Source organism: Lentzea sokolovensis (assembly GCF_033949975.1).
GTDB classification, from domain to species: domain Bacteria; phylum Actinomycetota; class Actinomycetes; order Mycobacteriales; family Pseudonocardiaceae; genus Lentzea; species Lentzea sokolovensis.
Window position 1 is genome coordinate 143,743 of the sequence record NZ_JAXAVU010000013.1, and the last position, 16,190, is coordinate 159,932.

At 68.9% G+C, this 16,190-nt stretch carries 18 protein-coding genes; 8 read left to right on the forward strand and 10 right to left on the reverse strand.

The features are described from left to right. Positions 1–43 precede the first annotated feature (43 nt). Positions 44–724, reverse strand: a complete 681-nt coding sequence (locus tag SK854_RS31895; protein ID WP_319978832.1) for a DUF2848 domain-containing protein — start codon at positions 722–724, stop codon at positions 44–46. Between the two features lie 46 nt (positions 725–770). Here SK854_RS31895 and SK854_RS31900 point away from each other — a divergent pair, with 46 nt between their 5' ends. Then, complete coding sequence (locus tag SK854_RS31900; RefSeq protein ID WP_319978833.1) at positions 771–2,132, forward strand: MFS transporter; 1,362 nt, start codon at positions 771–773, stop codon at positions 2,130–2,132. Here SK854_RS31900 and SK854_RS31905 read toward each other — a convergent pair. Next, positions 2,093–2,710, reverse strand: coding sequence for a GntR family transcriptional regulator (locus tag SK854_RS31905; protein ID WP_319978834.1), 618 nt, complete (start codon positions 2,708–2,710; stop codon positions 2,093–2,095). The genes SK854_RS31900 and SK854_RS31905 overlap by 40 nt on opposite strands. A 55-nt stretch (positions 2,711–2,765) precedes the next feature. Here SK854_RS31905 and SK854_RS31910 point away from each other — a divergent pair, with 55 nt between their 5' ends. After that, positions 2,766–3,542, forward strand: coding sequence for a carbon-nitrogen hydrolase family protein (locus SK854_RS31910; protein ID WP_319978835.1), 777 nt, complete (start codon positions 2,766–2,768; stop codon positions 3,540–3,542). Further along, the gene (locus tag SK854_RS31915) at positions 3,542–3,874 is read left to right on the forward strand and encodes a cupin domain-containing protein (RefSeq protein WP_319978836.1); all 333 of its coding nucleotides are present in this window, start codon (positions 3,542–3,544) and stop codon (positions 3,872–3,874) included. Before SK854_RS31910 ends, SK854_RS31915 begins: the two co-directional genes overlap by 1 nt. On the opposite strand, the gene SK854_RS31920 is transcribed toward SK854_RS31915, so the two are convergent. The 3 genes from SK854_RS31920 to SK854_RS31930 form a co-directional block, all read right to left on the reverse strand. Further along, positions 3,871–4,896 (reverse strand): hemolysin family protein, encoded by a 1,026-nt coding sequence (locus tag SK854_RS31920; protein ID WP_319978837.1) that lies wholly within the window; start codon positions 4,894–4,896, stop codon positions 3,871–3,873. The two genes, SK854_RS31915 and SK854_RS31920, sit on opposite strands and share 4 nt — an antisense overlap. Continuing rightward, positions 4,893–6,203 carry a hemolysin family protein gene (locus tag SK854_RS31925; RefSeq protein ID WP_319978838.1) on the reverse strand — a complete coding sequence of 437 codons (1,311 nt, stop codon included), beginning with the start codon at positions 6,201–6,203 and terminating at the stop codon, positions 4,893–4,895. Before SK854_RS31925 ends, SK854_RS31920 begins: the two co-directional genes overlap by 4 nt. 114 nt (positions 6,204–6,317) lie before the next feature. Then, positions 6,318–7,334: a LacI family DNA-binding transcriptional regulator gene (locus SK854_RS31930; RefSeq protein WP_319978839.1), complete on the reverse strand. Its 1,017-nt coding sequence runs from the start codon at positions 7,332–7,334 to the stop codon at positions 6,318–6,320. A gap of 122 nt (positions 7,335–7,456) precedes the next feature. Between SK854_RS31930 and SK854_RS31935 the strand changes: the two genes are divergently transcribed. From SK854_RS31935 to SK854_RS31945, 3 genes are read left to right on the forward strand one after another with little or no spacing between them, the layout of a single operon-like run. Beyond that, a complete protein-coding gene (locus SK854_RS31935; RefSeq protein ID WP_319978840.1) occupies positions 7,457–8,599 on the forward strand; it encodes a Gfo/Idh/MocA family protein in 1,143 nt (380 codons plus the stop codon). Next, positions 8,592–9,626 (forward strand): dihydrodipicolinate synthase family protein, encoded by a 1,035-nt coding sequence (locus SK854_RS31940; protein WP_319978841.1) that lies wholly within the window; start codon positions 8,592–8,594, stop codon positions 9,624–9,626. The genes SK854_RS31935 and SK854_RS31940 overlap by 8 nt, the downstream gene beginning before the upstream one ends. Then, entirely contained in the window at positions 9,608–10,414 is an 807-nt protein-coding gene (locus tag SK854_RS31945; protein ID WP_319978842.1) for a sugar phosphate isomerase/epimerase family protein, read from the forward strand. Before SK854_RS31940 ends, SK854_RS31945 begins: the two co-directional genes overlap by 19 nt. A gap of 111 nt (positions 10,415–10,525) precedes the next feature. Here SK854_RS31945 and SK854_RS31950 read toward each other — a convergent pair whose 3' ends face one another. Next, the gene (locus tag SK854_RS31950; RefSeq protein ID WP_319978843.1) at positions 10,526–11,560 is read right to left on the reverse strand and encodes a serine hydrolase; all 1,035 of its coding nucleotides are present in this window, start codon (positions 11,558–11,560) and stop codon (positions 10,526–10,528) included. A 50-nt stretch (positions 11,561–11,610) separates the two neighbouring features. Here SK854_RS31950 and SK854_RS31955 point away from each other — a divergent pair, with 50 nt between their 5' ends. Together SK854_RS31955 and SK854_RS31960 are read left to right on the forward strand one after the other, a co-directional pair. Further along, positions 11,611–12,294 (forward strand): SDR family oxidoreductase, encoded by a 684-nt coding sequence (locus SK854_RS31955; RefSeq protein ID WP_319979252.1) that lies wholly within the window; start codon positions 11,611–11,613, stop codon positions 12,292–12,294. Between the two features lie 19 nt (positions 12,295–12,313). Then, positions 12,314–12,916 carry an alpha/beta hydrolase family protein gene (locus SK854_RS31960; protein ID WP_319978844.1) on the forward strand — a complete coding sequence of 201 codons (603 nt, stop codon included), beginning with the start codon at positions 12,314–12,316 and terminating at the stop codon, positions 12,914–12,916. Here the strand turns inward: SK854_RS31960 and SK854_RS31965 are convergent. Genes SK854_RS31965 through SK854_RS31980 form a run of 4 tightly spaced genes read right to left on the reverse strand, consistent with a single transcriptional unit; the run spans position 12,903 to position 16,134 of the window. Continuing rightward, the gene (locus SK854_RS31965; protein ID WP_319978845.1) at positions 12,903–13,403 is read right to left on the reverse strand and encodes a S1 RNA-binding domain-containing protein; all 501 of its coding nucleotides are present in this window, start codon (positions 13,401–13,403) and stop codon (positions 12,903–12,905) included. The genes SK854_RS31960 and SK854_RS31965 overlap by 14 nt on opposite strands. Continuing rightward, entirely contained in the window at positions 13,400–14,203 is an 804-nt protein-coding gene (locus SK854_RS31970) for an alpha/beta fold hydrolase (RefSeq protein ID WP_319978846.1), read from the reverse strand. The genes SK854_RS31965 and SK854_RS31970 overlap by 4 nt, the downstream gene beginning before the upstream one ends. A gap of 18 nt (positions 14,204–14,221) precedes the next feature. Beyond that, positions 14,222–14,653 carry a cupin domain-containing protein gene (locus tag SK854_RS31975; RefSeq protein WP_319978847.1) on the reverse strand — a complete coding sequence of 144 codons (432 nt, stop codon included), beginning with the start codon at positions 14,651–14,653 and terminating at the stop codon, positions 14,222–14,224. Then, positions 14,650–16,134, reverse strand: coding sequence for a GGDEF domain-containing protein (locus tag SK854_RS31980; RefSeq protein ID WP_319978848.1), 1,485 nt, complete (start codon positions 16,132–16,134; stop codon positions 14,650–14,652). Before SK854_RS31980 ends, SK854_RS31975 begins: the two co-directional genes overlap by 4 nt. Positions 16,135–16,190: the final 56 nt, after the last annotated feature.

Sequence of the window (16,190 nt, forward strand, 5' to 3'; positions counted from 1 at the left end):
CGCCGGCATCCGGATCGACACGATCGCCGGGGCACATACCGGTTCAGCCGATGGGCTCGGGCAGCCTGGTGACCTCGTAGTCGCAGTCGAGGACATCACCGGTCGCCGGGTCGCGCAGCTCGACCCGCCACTTCTCCGCGAACTGGTCCACGCCGTGGTGCATCGGGATCGTGCCGGACAGCAGCACGGTGCCCGGCTCGAGCAGGTCCAGTTCGCGCAACCGCTCCACCCAGTACTGAGGGGTCAGCAGTTCGGCGAGGGTGCCGCGCTGGATCTCCACGCCGTCCGCCCACGCGGTCAGCTCGATCTCGTCGACCCGGTCCGCGACATCGGACAACCGCCACGCCTTGCTGCCCAGCACGTCGGGTCCGGCGTTCTTGCTCCACGCGACGCCGTGCACCTCCAGCGCGCGATCCGTGTGATCGCATGCGACCGTCAGCAGCACATCTGAATCAGTGACGATCAACGCCCACTCGGCCTCGCCGGACGTCTTGCCGTGCTGCGCGGGAACCGTCGAGGTCTGCTGCGCGAGGTACGGCGACACGGGGTAGAGGCTCGGCGTCACGGACGGCGCCGGCACGCCCAGTTCGGCGAGTTCGCGCACGTGAGCGGCGACGTCGTCCTGGCTGCGACCTGCGTATCCGCCGTTCAGCAAGGTCGTCACGGCGACCTCGGCGACGGTGCCGTCAGGAAGATCGAACTTCAGCGTACAAGCGGTGGACATCCAGTACTCCTTGCGCATACGAGTTGTATACAGGCAGTATTACGCCATGCCGCCTGATTCAGCAACGACAGCCACATCAAATGCGGGCACACCACAGGACGTGCCTCGTTCGGCCCTGGTGCGCGCCTTCGTGGCCTCGCTCTCCGGTACCGCCCTGGAGTGGTACGACTTCGCGATCTACAACGTCGCCGCGGCCGTCGTGCTCGGCCCGTTGTTCTTCCCGAGCTCCGAACCGCTGACCGCGACGCTGCTCGCGTTCTCGACGTACGCCGTCGGCTACCTGTCCCGGCCGCTGGGCGGATTCCTGTTCGGCCGGCTCGGCGACAAGATCGGCCGCAAACGCGTGCTCGTCACGACGTTGCTGATCACCGGTATCGCGACGCTGCTCATCGGCCTGCTGCCGACGCACGCCGCGATCGGTCCCGCCGCCGGTGTGCTGCTGGTGCTGCTGCGGTTCGCGCAGGGCGTCGGTCTCGGCGGCGAGTGGGGCGGCGCGGTGCTGCTGTCCAGCGAGTACGGCAACCCGGAGCAACGCGGCTTCTGGGCGTCGGCCGCCCAGATCGGTCCTCCCGCCGGCAACCTGATGGCGAACGGCGTGCTCGCGCTCCTCGGTGTCGCGCTGTCGGAAGAGGCGTTCATGTCGTGGGGCTGGCGCGTGGCGTTCCTGCTGTCCGCGGTGCTCGTGATCTTCGGCCTGTGGATCCGGGTGAAGCTGGAGGAGACCCCGGTCTTCAAGGCGATCGAGGCACGCGGCGACCGCCCGACCGCGCCGATCAGCGAGGTGTTCCGCACGCAGACCCGGCCGCTGGTCGCCGCCGTGCTGTGCCGCGTCGGCCCGGACGTGCTGTACGCACTGCACACCGTGTTCGTGCTGACCTACCTCACGACCCAGCTGAAGCTGCCGCGCAACGTCGGCCTCGTCGCCGTGCTGATCGCCTCGGGCTTCCAGCTGTTCCTGATGCCGTTCGCCGGCTGGCTGTCCGACCGGGTCAACCGGCGCGGCCTCTACGCGGCGGCCGCGGTGTGCGGCGCGGTCTGGCCGTTCGTGCTGTTCCCGCTGATCGACACGAAGTCGTGGCCGCTGATCGTGCTCGGCGTCGTGGTGGGCTTGGCCTTCCACGCGTTCATGTACGGGCCGCAGGCCGCGTTCATCGCCGAGCAGTTCACCGAACGCCTGCGCTACACCGGAAGCTCGCTCGCCTACACCCTGGCCGGCGTGATCGGCGGCGCCATCGCCCCGTTGCTCTTCACCGCTCTGTTGGCCGGGTTCGGCACGTGGGTGATCGTCGGTCTCTACGTCTCGGTGGCGTGCGTGGTGACGCTGGCAGGGCTCTGGCTCGGCCGCGATCCTCAGCCGGAGGACGAGATTCAGCCGTTGAGCAGCACCTTCAGCGTGGTGTCCAAGTGAGCGGTGATCGCCGCGGTGGCCGCGCCGACGTCTCCGGACTCGAGCGCGGCCACGATCTCGTTGTGCTCGTCGATGACGGCCTGCTGCCTGCCGTGCGCCCGGTACAACGCGACGACACCCGCGCGCACCTGCCGTGCGCGCAATCCCTCGTAGGTCTTCGTCAACAGGTCGTTGCCCGTCGCCGCCACCAGAAGCGCGTGGAACTGCCTGTCGACGTCGATGAACTGCCGGGCGTCCTCGACCAGGAACCGCTGCTGCTCGACGAGCTCCTGCATCTGCCGCAACGGAACGGTGCCCTCGGACATCGTGCGCTCGGCGGCGTACCGCTCGACGATGCCGCGCAGCTCCATCAACTCGCTGATCTGCCGCGAGGACAACGGCGCGACGTACGCACCCTTCTTCGGCATGAGCTGGACGAGGTCTTCGGCCGCGAGCAGCAGCAGGGCCTCGCGGATCGGCGTGCGGGAGACGCCGATCTGGTTGGCGACGTCCTGCTCGCTGATGAACCGCCCCTGCATCTCAGGGTCGGCGAGGATCGTGTCCTTGAGGAACTCGTAGGCCTTTTCTCTGCCAGACAAGCTGTCACTCTCTTTGGCCGCACCCTGCATACAACATGTATACCAGAGGAGGATCATGCGCTTCGCGCTCTGCCAGATCAGCTCCACCGCTGATCCGCAGGAGAACCTTGCCACCGTCCGCGACGAAGTGGCCGCCGCCGCTGCGAACGGCGCACGCGTCGTGCAGTTCCCGGAAGCCACTCAGTGCCGTTTCGGCGTGCCGCTCAAGCCGATCGCCGAACCCCTCGGCGGCCCGTGGGCGACGGCGGTCCGCGAGATCGCCGATGAGCACAACGTCGTCGTGGTCGCCGGGATGTTCACGCCCGGCGAGGGCGACAGGGTCACCAACACCACGCTCGTCACCGGAGCCGGCCTGCACCTCGGCTACGACAAGATCCACCTGTTCGACGCGTTCGGCTTCCGCGAGTCCGACACCGTCACCCCCGGCGAGAAGCCGGTGACGTTCGAGGTCGACGGCACCACGATCGGCCTCGCCACCTGCTACGACGTCAGGTTCCCCGAACTCTTCCGCGCGCTCGCCGCCACCGCGCCCGTCATCCTGCTCGGCGCCTCCTGGGGAGCGGGCCCCGGCAAGGCCGACCAGTGGGACCTCCTGGTCCGCGCCCGTGCCCTGGACGCGACCTCCTGGATCCTCGCGTGCGGCCAGGCAGACCCTGCCGCCGACCACGGTTCCGCCCCCACGGGAATCGGCCGCAGCGCCGCGATCGACCCGATCGGCTCCGTGCGCGAGCGACTCGAAGGAGCCCCCGGCACGATCCTGTCCGATGTGGACACCCACCTCGTCGACGAGGTCCGCGCGAAGCTGCCCGTGCTGGCGAACCGGAGGCTGTGATGCGCGAGGAACACGAGTTCTTCCCGGTCGGGGCGATCGACTGGCGCCCGGCCGATCCGGGCGTCACCGAACGCGTCCTGAGCCGCGACCCGGACACCTCGACCCTCACCAGAATCGCGCGCTGGGAACCGGGCCTGGAGACCCAGGGCGTGATCCGCCACGACTACCACGAGGAGGTCTACCTGCTGGAAGGCGACCTCACCGACCTGACGCTGGGCGAGACGTTCCGGGCCGGCGACTTCGCGAGCCGCCGCCCCGGAATGCCCCACGGTCCCTATCGGACGGACGAGGGCTGCACGATGCTGGAAATCCGCACAGCCCAAAGCACCTAGACCCAGCGCACGTGGGTGCCGTCGCGCACGGTGCCCACGTACTCCTCCACCAGGTCCTCCAACGCCACGACACCGATCACCGTGCCGTCAGCGGCCACCGCGCGCGCGAGGTGGGACTGCGCCCGGCGCAACGCGGCCAGCGCCTCGTCCAGACGGGCCTCGACGGGCACCTCCGGCAACCCGCGCACACGATCACGCGGCACCGAGGTCTCCGCGCCCTCCAGGTCCAGCACGTCCTTGACGTGCAGGTATCCGATCAACCGGTTGTCGGCGAGCACGGGGAAGCGCGAGAACCCGGTCGTGGCGACCACGTTCTCGATCTCGCCCACGGTGGGCGTGGCCGACACCGTCGTCAGCTTCTCCAGCGGCACCAGGACATCGGCGACCGTGCGCGCGGCGGACGACAACGTCTGCGCCAGCCGCCGGTGCTCCGAGTCCTCCAGCAGCCCCTCCGACCGGGACTGACCGATCAGCAACGCCAGTTCGTCCGGCGTGTAGGCCGACTCCAACTCGTCGACCGGCTCCACGTCGAACCGGCGCAGCACCCACCGGCCCACGGCGTTGAACAGCGCCAACACCGGCGCGATCATCCGCGAGAACCCGTAGTGCACCGGAACCAGCCACACCGCGGCCCGTTCGGGACCGGCGATCGCGAGGTTCTTCGGCACCATCTCGCCGAGGATCGTGTGCAGCGCGACGACGATGACCAACGCCACCGCGAACGCCACACCGTGCACCACAGGCAACGGCAACCCGACGGCGCCGAGGGGCCCCTCCAGCACAGAAGCCAGCGCGGGCTCGGCGATCGCGCCCAGCCCCAGCGAGCACAACGTGATGCCCAGCTGCGCGCCCGCGATCAGCAACGGCAGCTGCTGCGACGCCTTGATCGCGGTACGGGCCCGGGAAGAACCCTTGTCCGCCAACGCTTCCAGCCGGTCCCGGCGCGCGGTGATCACCGCGAACTCGGCGCCGACGAAGAAGGCGTTACCGGCCAGCAGCAAAGCGATGACGAGGAAGTTCATGAGGACGCCACCACTCGTAGCTCGGCCACGCGGTGCTTGTCCATCCTCATGACGGTCACCCTCCACCCGTCGACGCGAATCTCGTCGCCGACGTCCGGAATCCGCCCGAGCCGCGCCAGCACCAGGCCGGCCAGCGTCTCGTAGTCACCCTCGGGCATCGTGAACCCGGTCGCCTCTTCCACCTCGTCGTCGCGCAGCAGGCCGGACACGATCCAGCTGTCCTTGCCCAGCGAACGCACCGGCGCCGCCTCGCCCCGGTCGTGTTCGTCGCGCACGTCGCCGACGATCTCCTCGACCACGTCCTCCAGCGTCACCAGCCCGGCCGTGCCGCCGTACTCGTCGACGACCAGCGCGGTCTGCAGCCCGGACGCCCGCAACCGGTCCAGCAGCGCGTCGCCTTCGAGCGTCTCCGGCACCGAGTACACGGGCCGGGTCAACGCAGACAGGGGAGTGGACACCCGCAACGCGGAAGGCACGGCGAAGGCCTGCTTCACGTGCACGATCCCGCTCACCTCGTCCAACGAGCCGTGGTGCACCGGGAACCGCGAGAAGCCGGTCTCCCGCGCCTTCAGCACGAGATCCGCGACCGTCGCGTCGGCGCGCAACGCCTCGACCCGCACGCGCGGCGTCATCAGCTCGCCGGCCGTCCGGTCGCCGAAGCGCAGCGACCGGTCCAGCAGCACCGCGGTGCCCTGGTCCAGCGTGCCGTGCTCGGCCGAACTGCGCACCAGCGCGCCGAGCTCCTCGGGCGACCGCGCGGACGCCAGCTCCTCGACCGGCTCGACGCCCAGGCGCCGGACCAGCCAGTTCGCCGAGTTGTTCATCCAGTTGATCAACCAGCGGAAGACCGTGGAGAAGCCGGCCTGGATGCTGACCACGCCCCGCGCGGTCTCCAGCGGTTTCGCGATCGCCAGGTTCTTGGGCACGAGCTCGCCGAACACCATCGACAACGCCGTGGCGATCGCCAGCGCGAGGGCCAGCGACAACCAGTCGGCCACGGGTTCGGACGCGCCCACCGCGGTGAGGCCGGGCTCGATCAGGTTCGCGATCGCGGGCTCCGCGATGTAACCGGTGATCAGCGTGGTCAGCGTGATGGCGAGCTGTGCGCCGGAGAGCTGGAACGAGAGAGTGCGATGCGCACGGTCGATGGTCCGCGCCTTGGCGTCGCCGACCTCGGCGACATGGCGTTCGACGGTGCTTCGTTCCAGCGCGGTCAGCGAGAACTCCGCCGCCACCGCGATGAAGGTGCCCGCGGTCAGCGCCACGACGGCGACCAGACCGAGCACGCTCAGAAGTATTCCGGTCACCTACGCGCTCCTGAACTGCAGGAACAAGGGACCGGGTTGGTATGCCAGCCGGGGCCAGACCCCATGGGGACGGCTCAACTCCTCATGACTAAGTACGTGAACAGCCAGACGAGTCTAATTGTGGGCAGTCGACGCCCTGAGCACCACCTCACCCGCCACCCGGACGGTGCGGGCCTCGTCACCCCCGGCGTCCAGCACGAGACCTGCGGCGATCTCGCCCATCTCCTCCAGCGGCAGTCGCACGGTGGACAGCGCCGGAACCGTGTCGCGCAGCGTCGGGATGTCGTCGAACCCGGCGATCGAGATGTCCTCCGGGATGCGCACGCCACGTTCGCGCAGCGCGGCCATGGCCCCCATCGCCATGACGTCCGTCACGGCGAACACGCAGGTGGAGCGCGATTTCGACGCCAGCAGCTCCATCGCGGCGGCATACCCGCCATCCCGGGTGAAGGCCCCGTTGATCACCGCGGGCGGCGCGATCCCGGCGTCCGCGAGCCCCGCCTTGAACCCGGCGAGCCGGTCGCGGGCCACCACGAGTTCGGAAGGTCCACCCAATACGGCGAACTTCTTGTGCCCGAGTTCGGCCAGCGCACGGGCCAGGGCCCGGCCACCCGCACGGTTGCCGGGAACGACTGTGTCGGTGCCGAGCTTCGCCTGCGACACGCACGCGACACGCCCGCCCTGCTCGGTGAACGCGTCGATCTCGGCCGCGAGCCGCGACTGCGCCGCACGGTCCGTGGTGCGGGAACCGGCGAGCACCACCGCACGGGCCCGATGCGCACGCAGAGTAGAAAGCAGCTCCGCCTCACGCTCGGGACGGCGCCCGGTCGTGCCGAGGACGACGGAGAGCCCGGCGGCCTCGGCCACCTTCGTCACCCCCGCCGCGATGCACGAGAAGTACGGGTCGGTGATGTCGTGGACCACCAGCCCGACCAGCGAGCTGGAGTTGCGGGCCAGCGCCTGCGCGGACGCGTTCGGCACGTAGCCGAGCTCCTCCGCGGTGCGCAGGACCCGCTCGCTCAGATCCTCGCTCACCTGCCGCGTGCTGCCGTTGAGCACGCGAGAAGCGGTCGCCAGCGACACACCCGCCTGCTTCGCCACCTCGGCGAGCGTCACCTGTCGGGCGGACACGACCACCTCCGTCAACGTGCATGTGAGCGCTGAGACTAACTCGCGAGGAGGTTGACGGCCGTGAAGGACCGCGATTAGCGTGGCGGGAAAGCGCTTTCCAGCGCTGCTACCAGGGAGGTGCGATGGCGGTCAGGACCATTGGCGTGGCGGTCAACGGCGTCACGGGGCGGATGGGATACCGCCAGCATCTGGTCCGTTCACTGCTGCCGTTGCGCGACGAGGGCGTGCGGTTGCAGGACGGGACCGTGCTGAAGGTGGAACCGGTCCTCGTGGGCCGCAACGCCGACAAGCTCAAGGAGATCGCCGAGCGGCACGACCTCGCGCACTGGACGACGGACCTCGACGGAGCGCTCGCGGACCCGTCCGTGGAGATCTACTTCGACTCGCAGGTCACGTCGAGGCACGTCGAGTCGATCACGAAGGCGCTGCGGGCCGGCAAGCACGTCTACACCGAGAAGCCGGTCTCGGACACGGTCGAGCAGGCGCTGGAGCTCGGGCGCCTGGCCGACTCGCTGGGCCTGAAGCACGGCGTGGTGGCGGACAAGCTGTACCTGCCGGGCATCCGCAAGCTCAAGCGGCTGATCGACGGCGGCTTCTTCGGCCGGATCCTCAGCGTGCGCGGCGAGTTCGGCTACTGGGTCTTCGAGGGCGACTGGCAGCCCGCGCAGCGCCCGAGCTGGAACTACCGGGCGGAGGACGGTGGCGGCATCGTCTCCGACATGTTCTGCCACTGGAGCTACCTGCTGCACGACCTGTTCGGCCGGGTAGAGGCCGTCACGGCGAAGGCCGTCACGCACATTCCAACCCGCTGGGACGAGCAGAACAACGCCTACGAGGCGACCGCGGACGACGCCGCGTACGGGATCTTCGAGATCGAGAACGGCGTCATCGCCCAGATCAACTCGTCCTGGTGCGTGCGCGTGCGCCGCGACGAGCTCGTCGAGTTCCAAGTGGACGGCACCGAGGGGAGTGCGGTCGCGGGTCTGCGCGAGTGCTTCGCGCAGACCCGCGCCGTCACGCCGAAACCCGTCTGGAACCCGGATCTGCCGGTCACGCACCCGTTCCGCGAGCAGTGGCAGCAGGTGCCGGACAACGAGGAGTTCGACAACGGCTTCAAGGTGCAGTGGGCGGAGTTCCTGCGGCACGTCTACGACGGCACGCCGTTCCCGCACGACTTCCGCGCCGGGGCACGGGGCGTCGCGCTGGCCGCCGCCGGTCTCCAGTCCTCTTCGGAGGGTCGCCGAGTGGAGATCGCGGATGTCTAGCCAGAAGCAAGGTGATCGGATCGTGTTCGCCGCCGCACACGTTGTGGCTGAGGACGAACGCACGGTGGACTGGGACGCGACTCTCGCGTTCCGGCACCACCTGTGGTCGCACGGCTTCGGTGTCGCGGAAGCCATGGACACCGCGCAACGCGGCATGGGCCTGGACTGGCCGACGGCCGCCGAGCTCATCCGCCGCAGCGCCGCCGAGAAGGCGGGACGGATCTGCGCGGGCGTCGCGACCGACCACCTCACCGGTGAGCCCGGCCTCGACGACGTGCTGAACGCCTACCTGGAACAGCTCGACATCGTCCAGGAGGCCGGCGCGCAGCCCGTGCTGATGTGCTCCCGTCAGCTCGCGGCGGCGGCCCGTGGTCCCGAGGACTACGAGAAGGTCTACGGCACGTTGCTCGACCGCGTCAGCGAACCGGTGATCCTGCACTGGCTCGGCACCGCGTTCGACCCGTTGCTGGAGGGGTACTGGGGCGCGGGCGAGATCCCGCAGGCCACCCGGAACTTCCTGGAGATCATCCACTCGCGGCCGGACAAGATCGACGGTGTGAAGGTCTCGCTGCTCGACGCGGACCACGAGATCGGGCTGCGGCGCGCGCTGCCGGGGAACGTCCGCTGCTACACCGGCGACGACTTCAACTACCCGGACCTGATCGCGGGCGACGAGGAGGGCTACAGCCACGCTCTGCTCGGCATCTTCGACCCGATCGCCCCGGTGGCCGCTCGTGCGCTGGCCAAGCTGGCGGAGGGCGACACCGACGAGTTCCACCGGATCATGGCGCCGACGGTTCCGTTGTCCCGCCATCTGTTCAGCGCGCCGACTTACTACTACAAAACAGGTGTCGTGTTCCTTGCTTGGCTGGCCGGGCATCAGGAACGATTCCAACTCCTCGGCGGCCTGGAATCCGCGCGCAGCGTCGAGCACCTGGCCGAGGCGAAACGTCTCGCGGAGATCGCCGGCGTGATCGAACCGGAGTTCGCGGAACGGCGGTGGAGCCAATGGCTCGCCTCTCGCTGAACCAGGCCACGATCAAACGCGCGACGGTCGCCGAGGCCGTCGAAGGCTGTGCGCGGCACGGCATCGAGTCGATCGGACTGTGGCGCGAACCCGTCGCCGACCACGGCCTGGAACGCACCGCCAAACTCGTCGCGGACGCCGGACTGCGCGTGTCGTCGTTGTGCCGCGGAGGGTTCCTCACGGCCGTGGACAACCGAAGCGCGCTGGACGACAACCTCCGCGCGATCGACGAGGCGGCGGCGTTGCGCACCGACACGCTGGTCATGGTCGTCGGGGGAGTGCAGGCCGACAAGGACCTCATCGGCGCACGTCAGCGCGTTGCGGACGCCATCGCGGAACTGTCGGTGCACGCGGCGCAGGCGGGCGTGATCCTGGCGCTGGAACCGATGCATCCGGTGTTCTGCGCGGATCGCGGAGTGCTGTCGACGTTGGGACAGGCACTGGACATCGCCGAACAGCACGAGTCGGTCGGCGTCGTCGTGGACGCGCTGCACGTGTGGTGGGACCCCGATCTGGACGCGCAGATCGTGCGCGCGGGACCGCACATCGCGTCGTATCAGGTGTGTGACTGGCTCACGCCCGTGCCCGCCGATGTGCTGCTCGGACGCGGTTATCCCGGTGACGGCGACATCGACCTGGACCGACTGACACGGCATGTCGCGGCGACCGGATATTCGCGGGACGTCGAAGTGGAGATCTTCAACGCGGCCATCTGGGCGGCGGACTTCGACGAGGTGATCGAAGAGGTGACGCGCAGGTACCACGACATTGTGGAACCGGCGCTCTGACCGACGCGGGGAAGCCGGTCGTCGACGGCGGCGACGACCGACCCCGGCGTTGGATCGTGTATATCCGAAAATCAGTGCTCTTTGGTCCAGATTTCAGATAAATCTCAGGAATCAGCCACCGTTGACGAACCTGTAAACCTTTGCACTGTGCTTCGGCTTCGCGGTCGTGATCTTGATGACGGCGTCGAACATGGACCGTCCGAGCTCCGCGCGGGCCGCTACGGCCGGGTGCGTGGTGCTGAAGTCCTCGTCGTTCACGGCCTTGTCACCGGCGAACGTTCCCGACGCGAACATCGAGTAGATCAGGATCGCCCGGTTGTCCGCGCTGAACATGATCCCGGCCTCGTTGCGGCCGTCCTCGAACCAACCGGCCTTCGTCGCGACGCGCAGACGCTCGTTCGTCGTGAGGTTGAGCCGCACGCCGTCGGTGAAGCTCGCCGTCGCACGCAGGATGTTCAGCAGGTACGCGGTGGACGCCGCGGACAGCAGCTGACCGTCGACCAGCTTCTGCAGCAACGTGTGCGTCTCACGCGCGGTCGTGGTGCCGAGGAAGAACCGGTTCGGGTTCGCGACCGGAACGACCTGGGTGTGCACGAAGCCCTTGGACCGCAGGATCTCGTTGAGCTCCAGCGCAGGCACGACCAGGCCGCACAGGCGAACCGCGGTGTTGTCCGAGACGGTCAGCAGGTTCGCCAGCGCGTGGCCGACGGTGACCTCGCTCGGGTACGCGCCGTCGAGCGCGAAGATGCCGTCGGTGTCCTGGATGACGATGGCGGACGACACGGTGACCGTCTGATCGAGCTTGATCAGCCCGCGGTCCACCTTGTCCAGCACGGCGACCGCGACCGCGATCTTGTTGACGCTGTAGGCCTCGACCACCTTGTCGGCGTCCTCGTCGACGGCGGCCTTCGTCGTCCCGTCGAGATCGGCGACCGTGATCAGCGACGACCAGCTGCCCTTCGCCTTGCGGGCCTGCCGCCGGTAGATCTGGGCCACGCGCTTGCGCGACCGGTCGGCTGTCGCCGGGGAGCGTTCGATCTCTACCTCCGCGTCTTCCTGGGCTTGTGCTGCACCGTTGGAGCCGAGCACGGCCGTCGCGGCCGCGACGGTTCCCAGCCCGAACACGGACCTGCGGTTCAAAGTCATGAGCGGTATCAAAACAGGCGCCCCTGACGTTTCCCTGACTAGGGTTCCGGATCATGGAACACGTCTTCGTGGTGACCGGTGCTTCCCGCGGAATCGGGGCGGCGACCGCCGTTCTCGCAGCTCAGGCGGGATACCGCGTGGTCAGGGCCTCCCGCAGCGCCGAAGAATCCGTCGGGGATCGCGGCTGGGACGCCCGATGCGACGTCTCTTCCTGGGATTCCGTGCAGGATCTCATGTCCCGAGTGGAGTCCCGCTGGGGCCGGATCGACGTTGTATTCGCGAACGCTGGAGTTTCCGTCGACACGTCGTTCGTCACCGACGCCGGCGCGAAGCCTTCCGAGTGGACCGACATGGTCGTCACGAACGTCTGCGGGCCCGCGTTCACGGCGCGTGCCGCCATGCCGGCGCTGATCCGCTCCGGCGGCCACCTGGTGATGACCGGTTCCGCCGCCGGCCGGGGGGTGCGGCCGGGCAACCTGTACTCGGCGACGAAGTGGGCGATCACCGGCCTGGCGCAGGCGATCCGCGCCGAAGCGGTGGCCACCGGGGTTAGGGTGACGGTGGTGCAGCCGGGCCTGGTCGACACCGACGCCATCCCGGCGTCGCGGGTGGACGACCCGAAGCTGGCACCGGAAGACGTTGGCAGGGCTGTTCTCTACGCCGTGTCCCAACCGTCCACTGTGGACGTGAACGAGATCCTGCTGCGGCCGACCGGACAGGCCGCGCATCGCTGACGGGGGTACTTCGTTGATCGTGCTCTTCGCTGTCGGAGGCGGTGGTGACCCGGAACGGCACCGCCCGCTCCTGGACCACTTCACCGCTCAGGGCCACCAGGTCATCGCACCGTCCTTCCCGCGCCTGCACCCGCAGCAGGCGACCTGGGACGACTACCTGGCGCGGCCGTTGGGCCTGGTCGAGGCCCTGCGCGACGTCGCCCCGGACGCCGAGGTGGCCGTGATCGGCCACTCGATCGGTGCCTGGGCGGGCCTGTGCCTGGCGGGCGCGACGCCGTGGAGCGAGGAACGCGAGCCCCTTGACGTGCCAAGGGATCCGCGCGTCAGCCGCCTGGTGCTCTACACGCCACCCGCCGGCTGGTTCGCGGCCCCCGGCGCGCTGGACGCGGTGAAGGTGCCGATCCTCGCCTACGTCGGCGAGCTGGACACGTTCGTCCCGGCGTCCGAAGTGGAGGCGCTGAAGACAGCTCCGGCCGAGGTGGACCTGCGGGTCGTGCCGAAGGCGGGCCACTTCAGCTTCGTGCACGTGCCGCCGCCGGGCATGGACGAGGATCCGGAGTTCGATCGCGACCGGTTCCTCGCGCGGATGGTCGACGAGACCTACGAGTTCACGCTCCGCTGAGGACGATCCGATGCCGCTCGCGGTCGACCTCGGTGACGACGACGTCGACCGCGTCGCCTACCTGGGCGAGATCGGGATCGGGGACCAGGCCCTCGACGCCGTCCGCGATCTGGACGAAGACGCCGAACGGAACCACTTTGGTCACGCGGCCGCGGAACTCCTGCCCGGCGGCGATCGCCAGATGAGGGTTCGGCTGTAACGCCTTCAGCGACAGCCGCGCCTCCATGTTCCACGTGTCGTACTGCAGGAACTCGCCGGTGACGCGCTGCCCGACCCGCACGGCGTCAGACAGCGCCTCGACGCGGTGCCAGGTCAGTTCGGGAGCCGTGACGAACCCGACGCCCGCGAAGTGCGGATGGACCGGGCCGTCGTCGAGCCGCACGAACACGCCGAACGATTCGATCGCCGCGACCGTCCCGGAGAGCAGGTCACCACGGCGCAGCGAGGAGAGGAACGCGTCGAGTTCCGGGTGTTCCTGCGGGTTCACGCGCCACCGAGGAACTCGACCAGCAGCCGGTTCACCTCGTCCGGCCGCTCCAGGTACCCGACGTGCCCGGCGTCCGTGACCTCGGCGTACCGAGCGCCGGGAATCGCGTCCGCCACCTCGCGCGACAGCCGCGGCGGCAGCACCAGGTCGTCGGCGAACCCGATCACCAGCGACCGCACCGCGATGGCCCGGTAGGCCTCCAGGCGCGTGTCGTACTCGGCCAGGCCGAGCTGGATCCGGTGGCCCGCGCCGAACGACGACCCGGCGAACTCGTACATCTGCAGCCAGTCGCGGGCGACCACCGGGTCGGCCAGCGTCGCCTGCGACAGGTTCCGAACCGCCGACGCCACCGCGTAGAACGCGGGCGGGATCTCGACGCCCTTGTCGTGCAGGTCGCACAGCGCCTGCGACCACGCCTGCTGCACCGGTTCGGGCCGGCCGGCGGTCGCCATCATCACCGCGCTGCGCACCAGCGACGGGTGCGCCAGCGCCAGTTCCTGGGTGATGCGCCCGCCCAGCGACGTGCCGATCACGTGCGCCGGGCCGCCCAGGTGCTCGATCAGCGCGGCGGTGTCGGCGACCATGTCGTCGAGCGTGAAACCCCCGGCGTACTCCGACGACGGCCTGATGCCGCGGTTGTCGAAGTACGCGACGCGATAACCGGCCTTGACCAGCGCCGGCACCTGGTAGGTGCGCCAGACCCTGCCGGGACTGCCGGTGCCCATGACGAGCACGACGAGGTCACCGGAACCCTCGGTCTGGACGTTCAGCTCGATGCCGTTGAGCGGGACAAGCGCCATTCCCAAGATCCTAGAGAGCTAGAACCTGCACAGCGGTCGAATGACGGCAGCGTGTGAGGGATAACGCGCGCACAGGTCGTCCGCGTGCCCGAACTCCACGATGTTGTCGGTGTACGGCGGCACCACGACCGTGCCGACCAGCGACCAGTCACCGGCCGGAGTGCTGCCCTGCCACACGCCCGCCGGCACCACGACCTGCGGGTTCGACTCGCTCAGCACCAGCTCGGTCACCGTGCCGTCCGGGTGCAGCAGCAGCATCCGCAACGGCGACCCGGCGTGGAAGTGGTAGATCTCCAGGTGCTTCAGCACGTGCATGCCGGAGAAGTCCGGGCGGCGCAACAGGTACGCGATCGCGGACACCTCTTCGGACCGGTGCGTCTGCGCGAAGTACCCGCCCTCGACGGGCAGCTCCTGCATGTTCAACGCGGAAATCAACTGCTCTGGGGTCACGTCATCTCCGGAAGCGGGGAACCGTGCACGACGACCGTGCCCTTGCCGAGCCGCTTCGCCGTGTACATCGCGGCGTCCGCGGCCCCGAGCACGTCGTCGGCGGTGATCTTGGGATCGTACGAGAACCGTTGCGCCACACCGATGCTGGCGTGCACCCGGTGCACCCGGCCGAGCACCTCGTGCGGATGCCCCAGCGCGTCCAGCAGCCGCGCGCCGATCTCGTCCGCGTCACCGCCGTCGATCAGCACCCCGAATTCGTCACCGCCGAGCCGCGCCACCGTGTCCTCTGGCCGGACGTTGTTCTCCAGTCGTGCGGCGACGTTGCGCAGAACCATGTCGCCCTCGGCGTGCCCGTTGTTGTCGTTGACCGCCTTGAAGCCGTCCACGTCGATGAACAGCAGGATCAACGGTTTCGTGCGATCACGAACCGCGAGCGCGCGCTCCAGCCGTTCGCGGAAGAGCGAGCGGTTCGCGACGCCGGTCAACGGGTCGTGCGTCGCCTCGTGCCGTAGCTCCTCGCGAGAGACGCGAAGCTGGTCCATCAGCCGTACGTTGTCCATCATCGTGAGCAGCTGACGCACGATCACGAGACACACGACCAGAAGCCCGACGTAGATCTCGACCGGGTTGAGGCGGCCGCCCGTCGCGGTGTTCCAGCTGACGAACAGGCCGGTGATCGCGAGCGGCAGGTACGGCACGAGCAGGTGCAGCAGGTCGGCCGTGCGCATGCGGCCCGGCGTGGGTTCGAGGTTGCGGACCGGGGCCAGCGCGCTCAGCAGGAAGAACGCCGGGCACAGCATGAAACCGATGTCCGCGGCCGCCGGGATCGCCGTGTTGCCCTTGGCGATGTAGAAGGCGAACACCCAGCCCGACGACGACTGCGCGATACCGGCAAGCGCGACGAAAAGCATCGGCCACTGACGCACGGCCTGATGCGTCCACGACATCACCACGATCGCCACGAGCAGCACGAGGTACGCGGCGGGATGCGCGATGACCGTGGCGAACCCGGGACCCTCGGTGGCCCACGCACGGGTCAGCGACTCCAGCGCCGACACCCACGTCAGCACGAACAGCGACCCGATCACGATCAGTCCGTCGAGCACGAGGACCGTGCGGCTGCGGTAGTTCGGCAGCAGATCGTCGGAACGGCGTTTCTGCGCCTTCGCGATCACGGCGGCCAGGCAGAGCACCGGCACCATCGTGAAGCCGATCGGCGCGATCGTCGACGACGGCAGTTGCACGCCCATGATCTGCTGGCCCCAGATCCACGCGGACAACCCGACGCTCAGGCTGATCATCGCCGCCGTCATCCAACGGTCGCGTGCCCGCGCGTAGACGACCAACGCCGCGATGGCGAACACCAGCTGCACGACTTTGTCGATTGCGATACCGATATCGCGCGGCGCGGAGAGGGCGACGAGGATGGCGATCGCGATGAAGGTGCCGACCCACCCCGCGACGATCCAGAACCTCTTCACCGTGACTCCCGTGATCGAAACCCGACCACCGTAGTAACGGCGGCGTGGACTTGTCG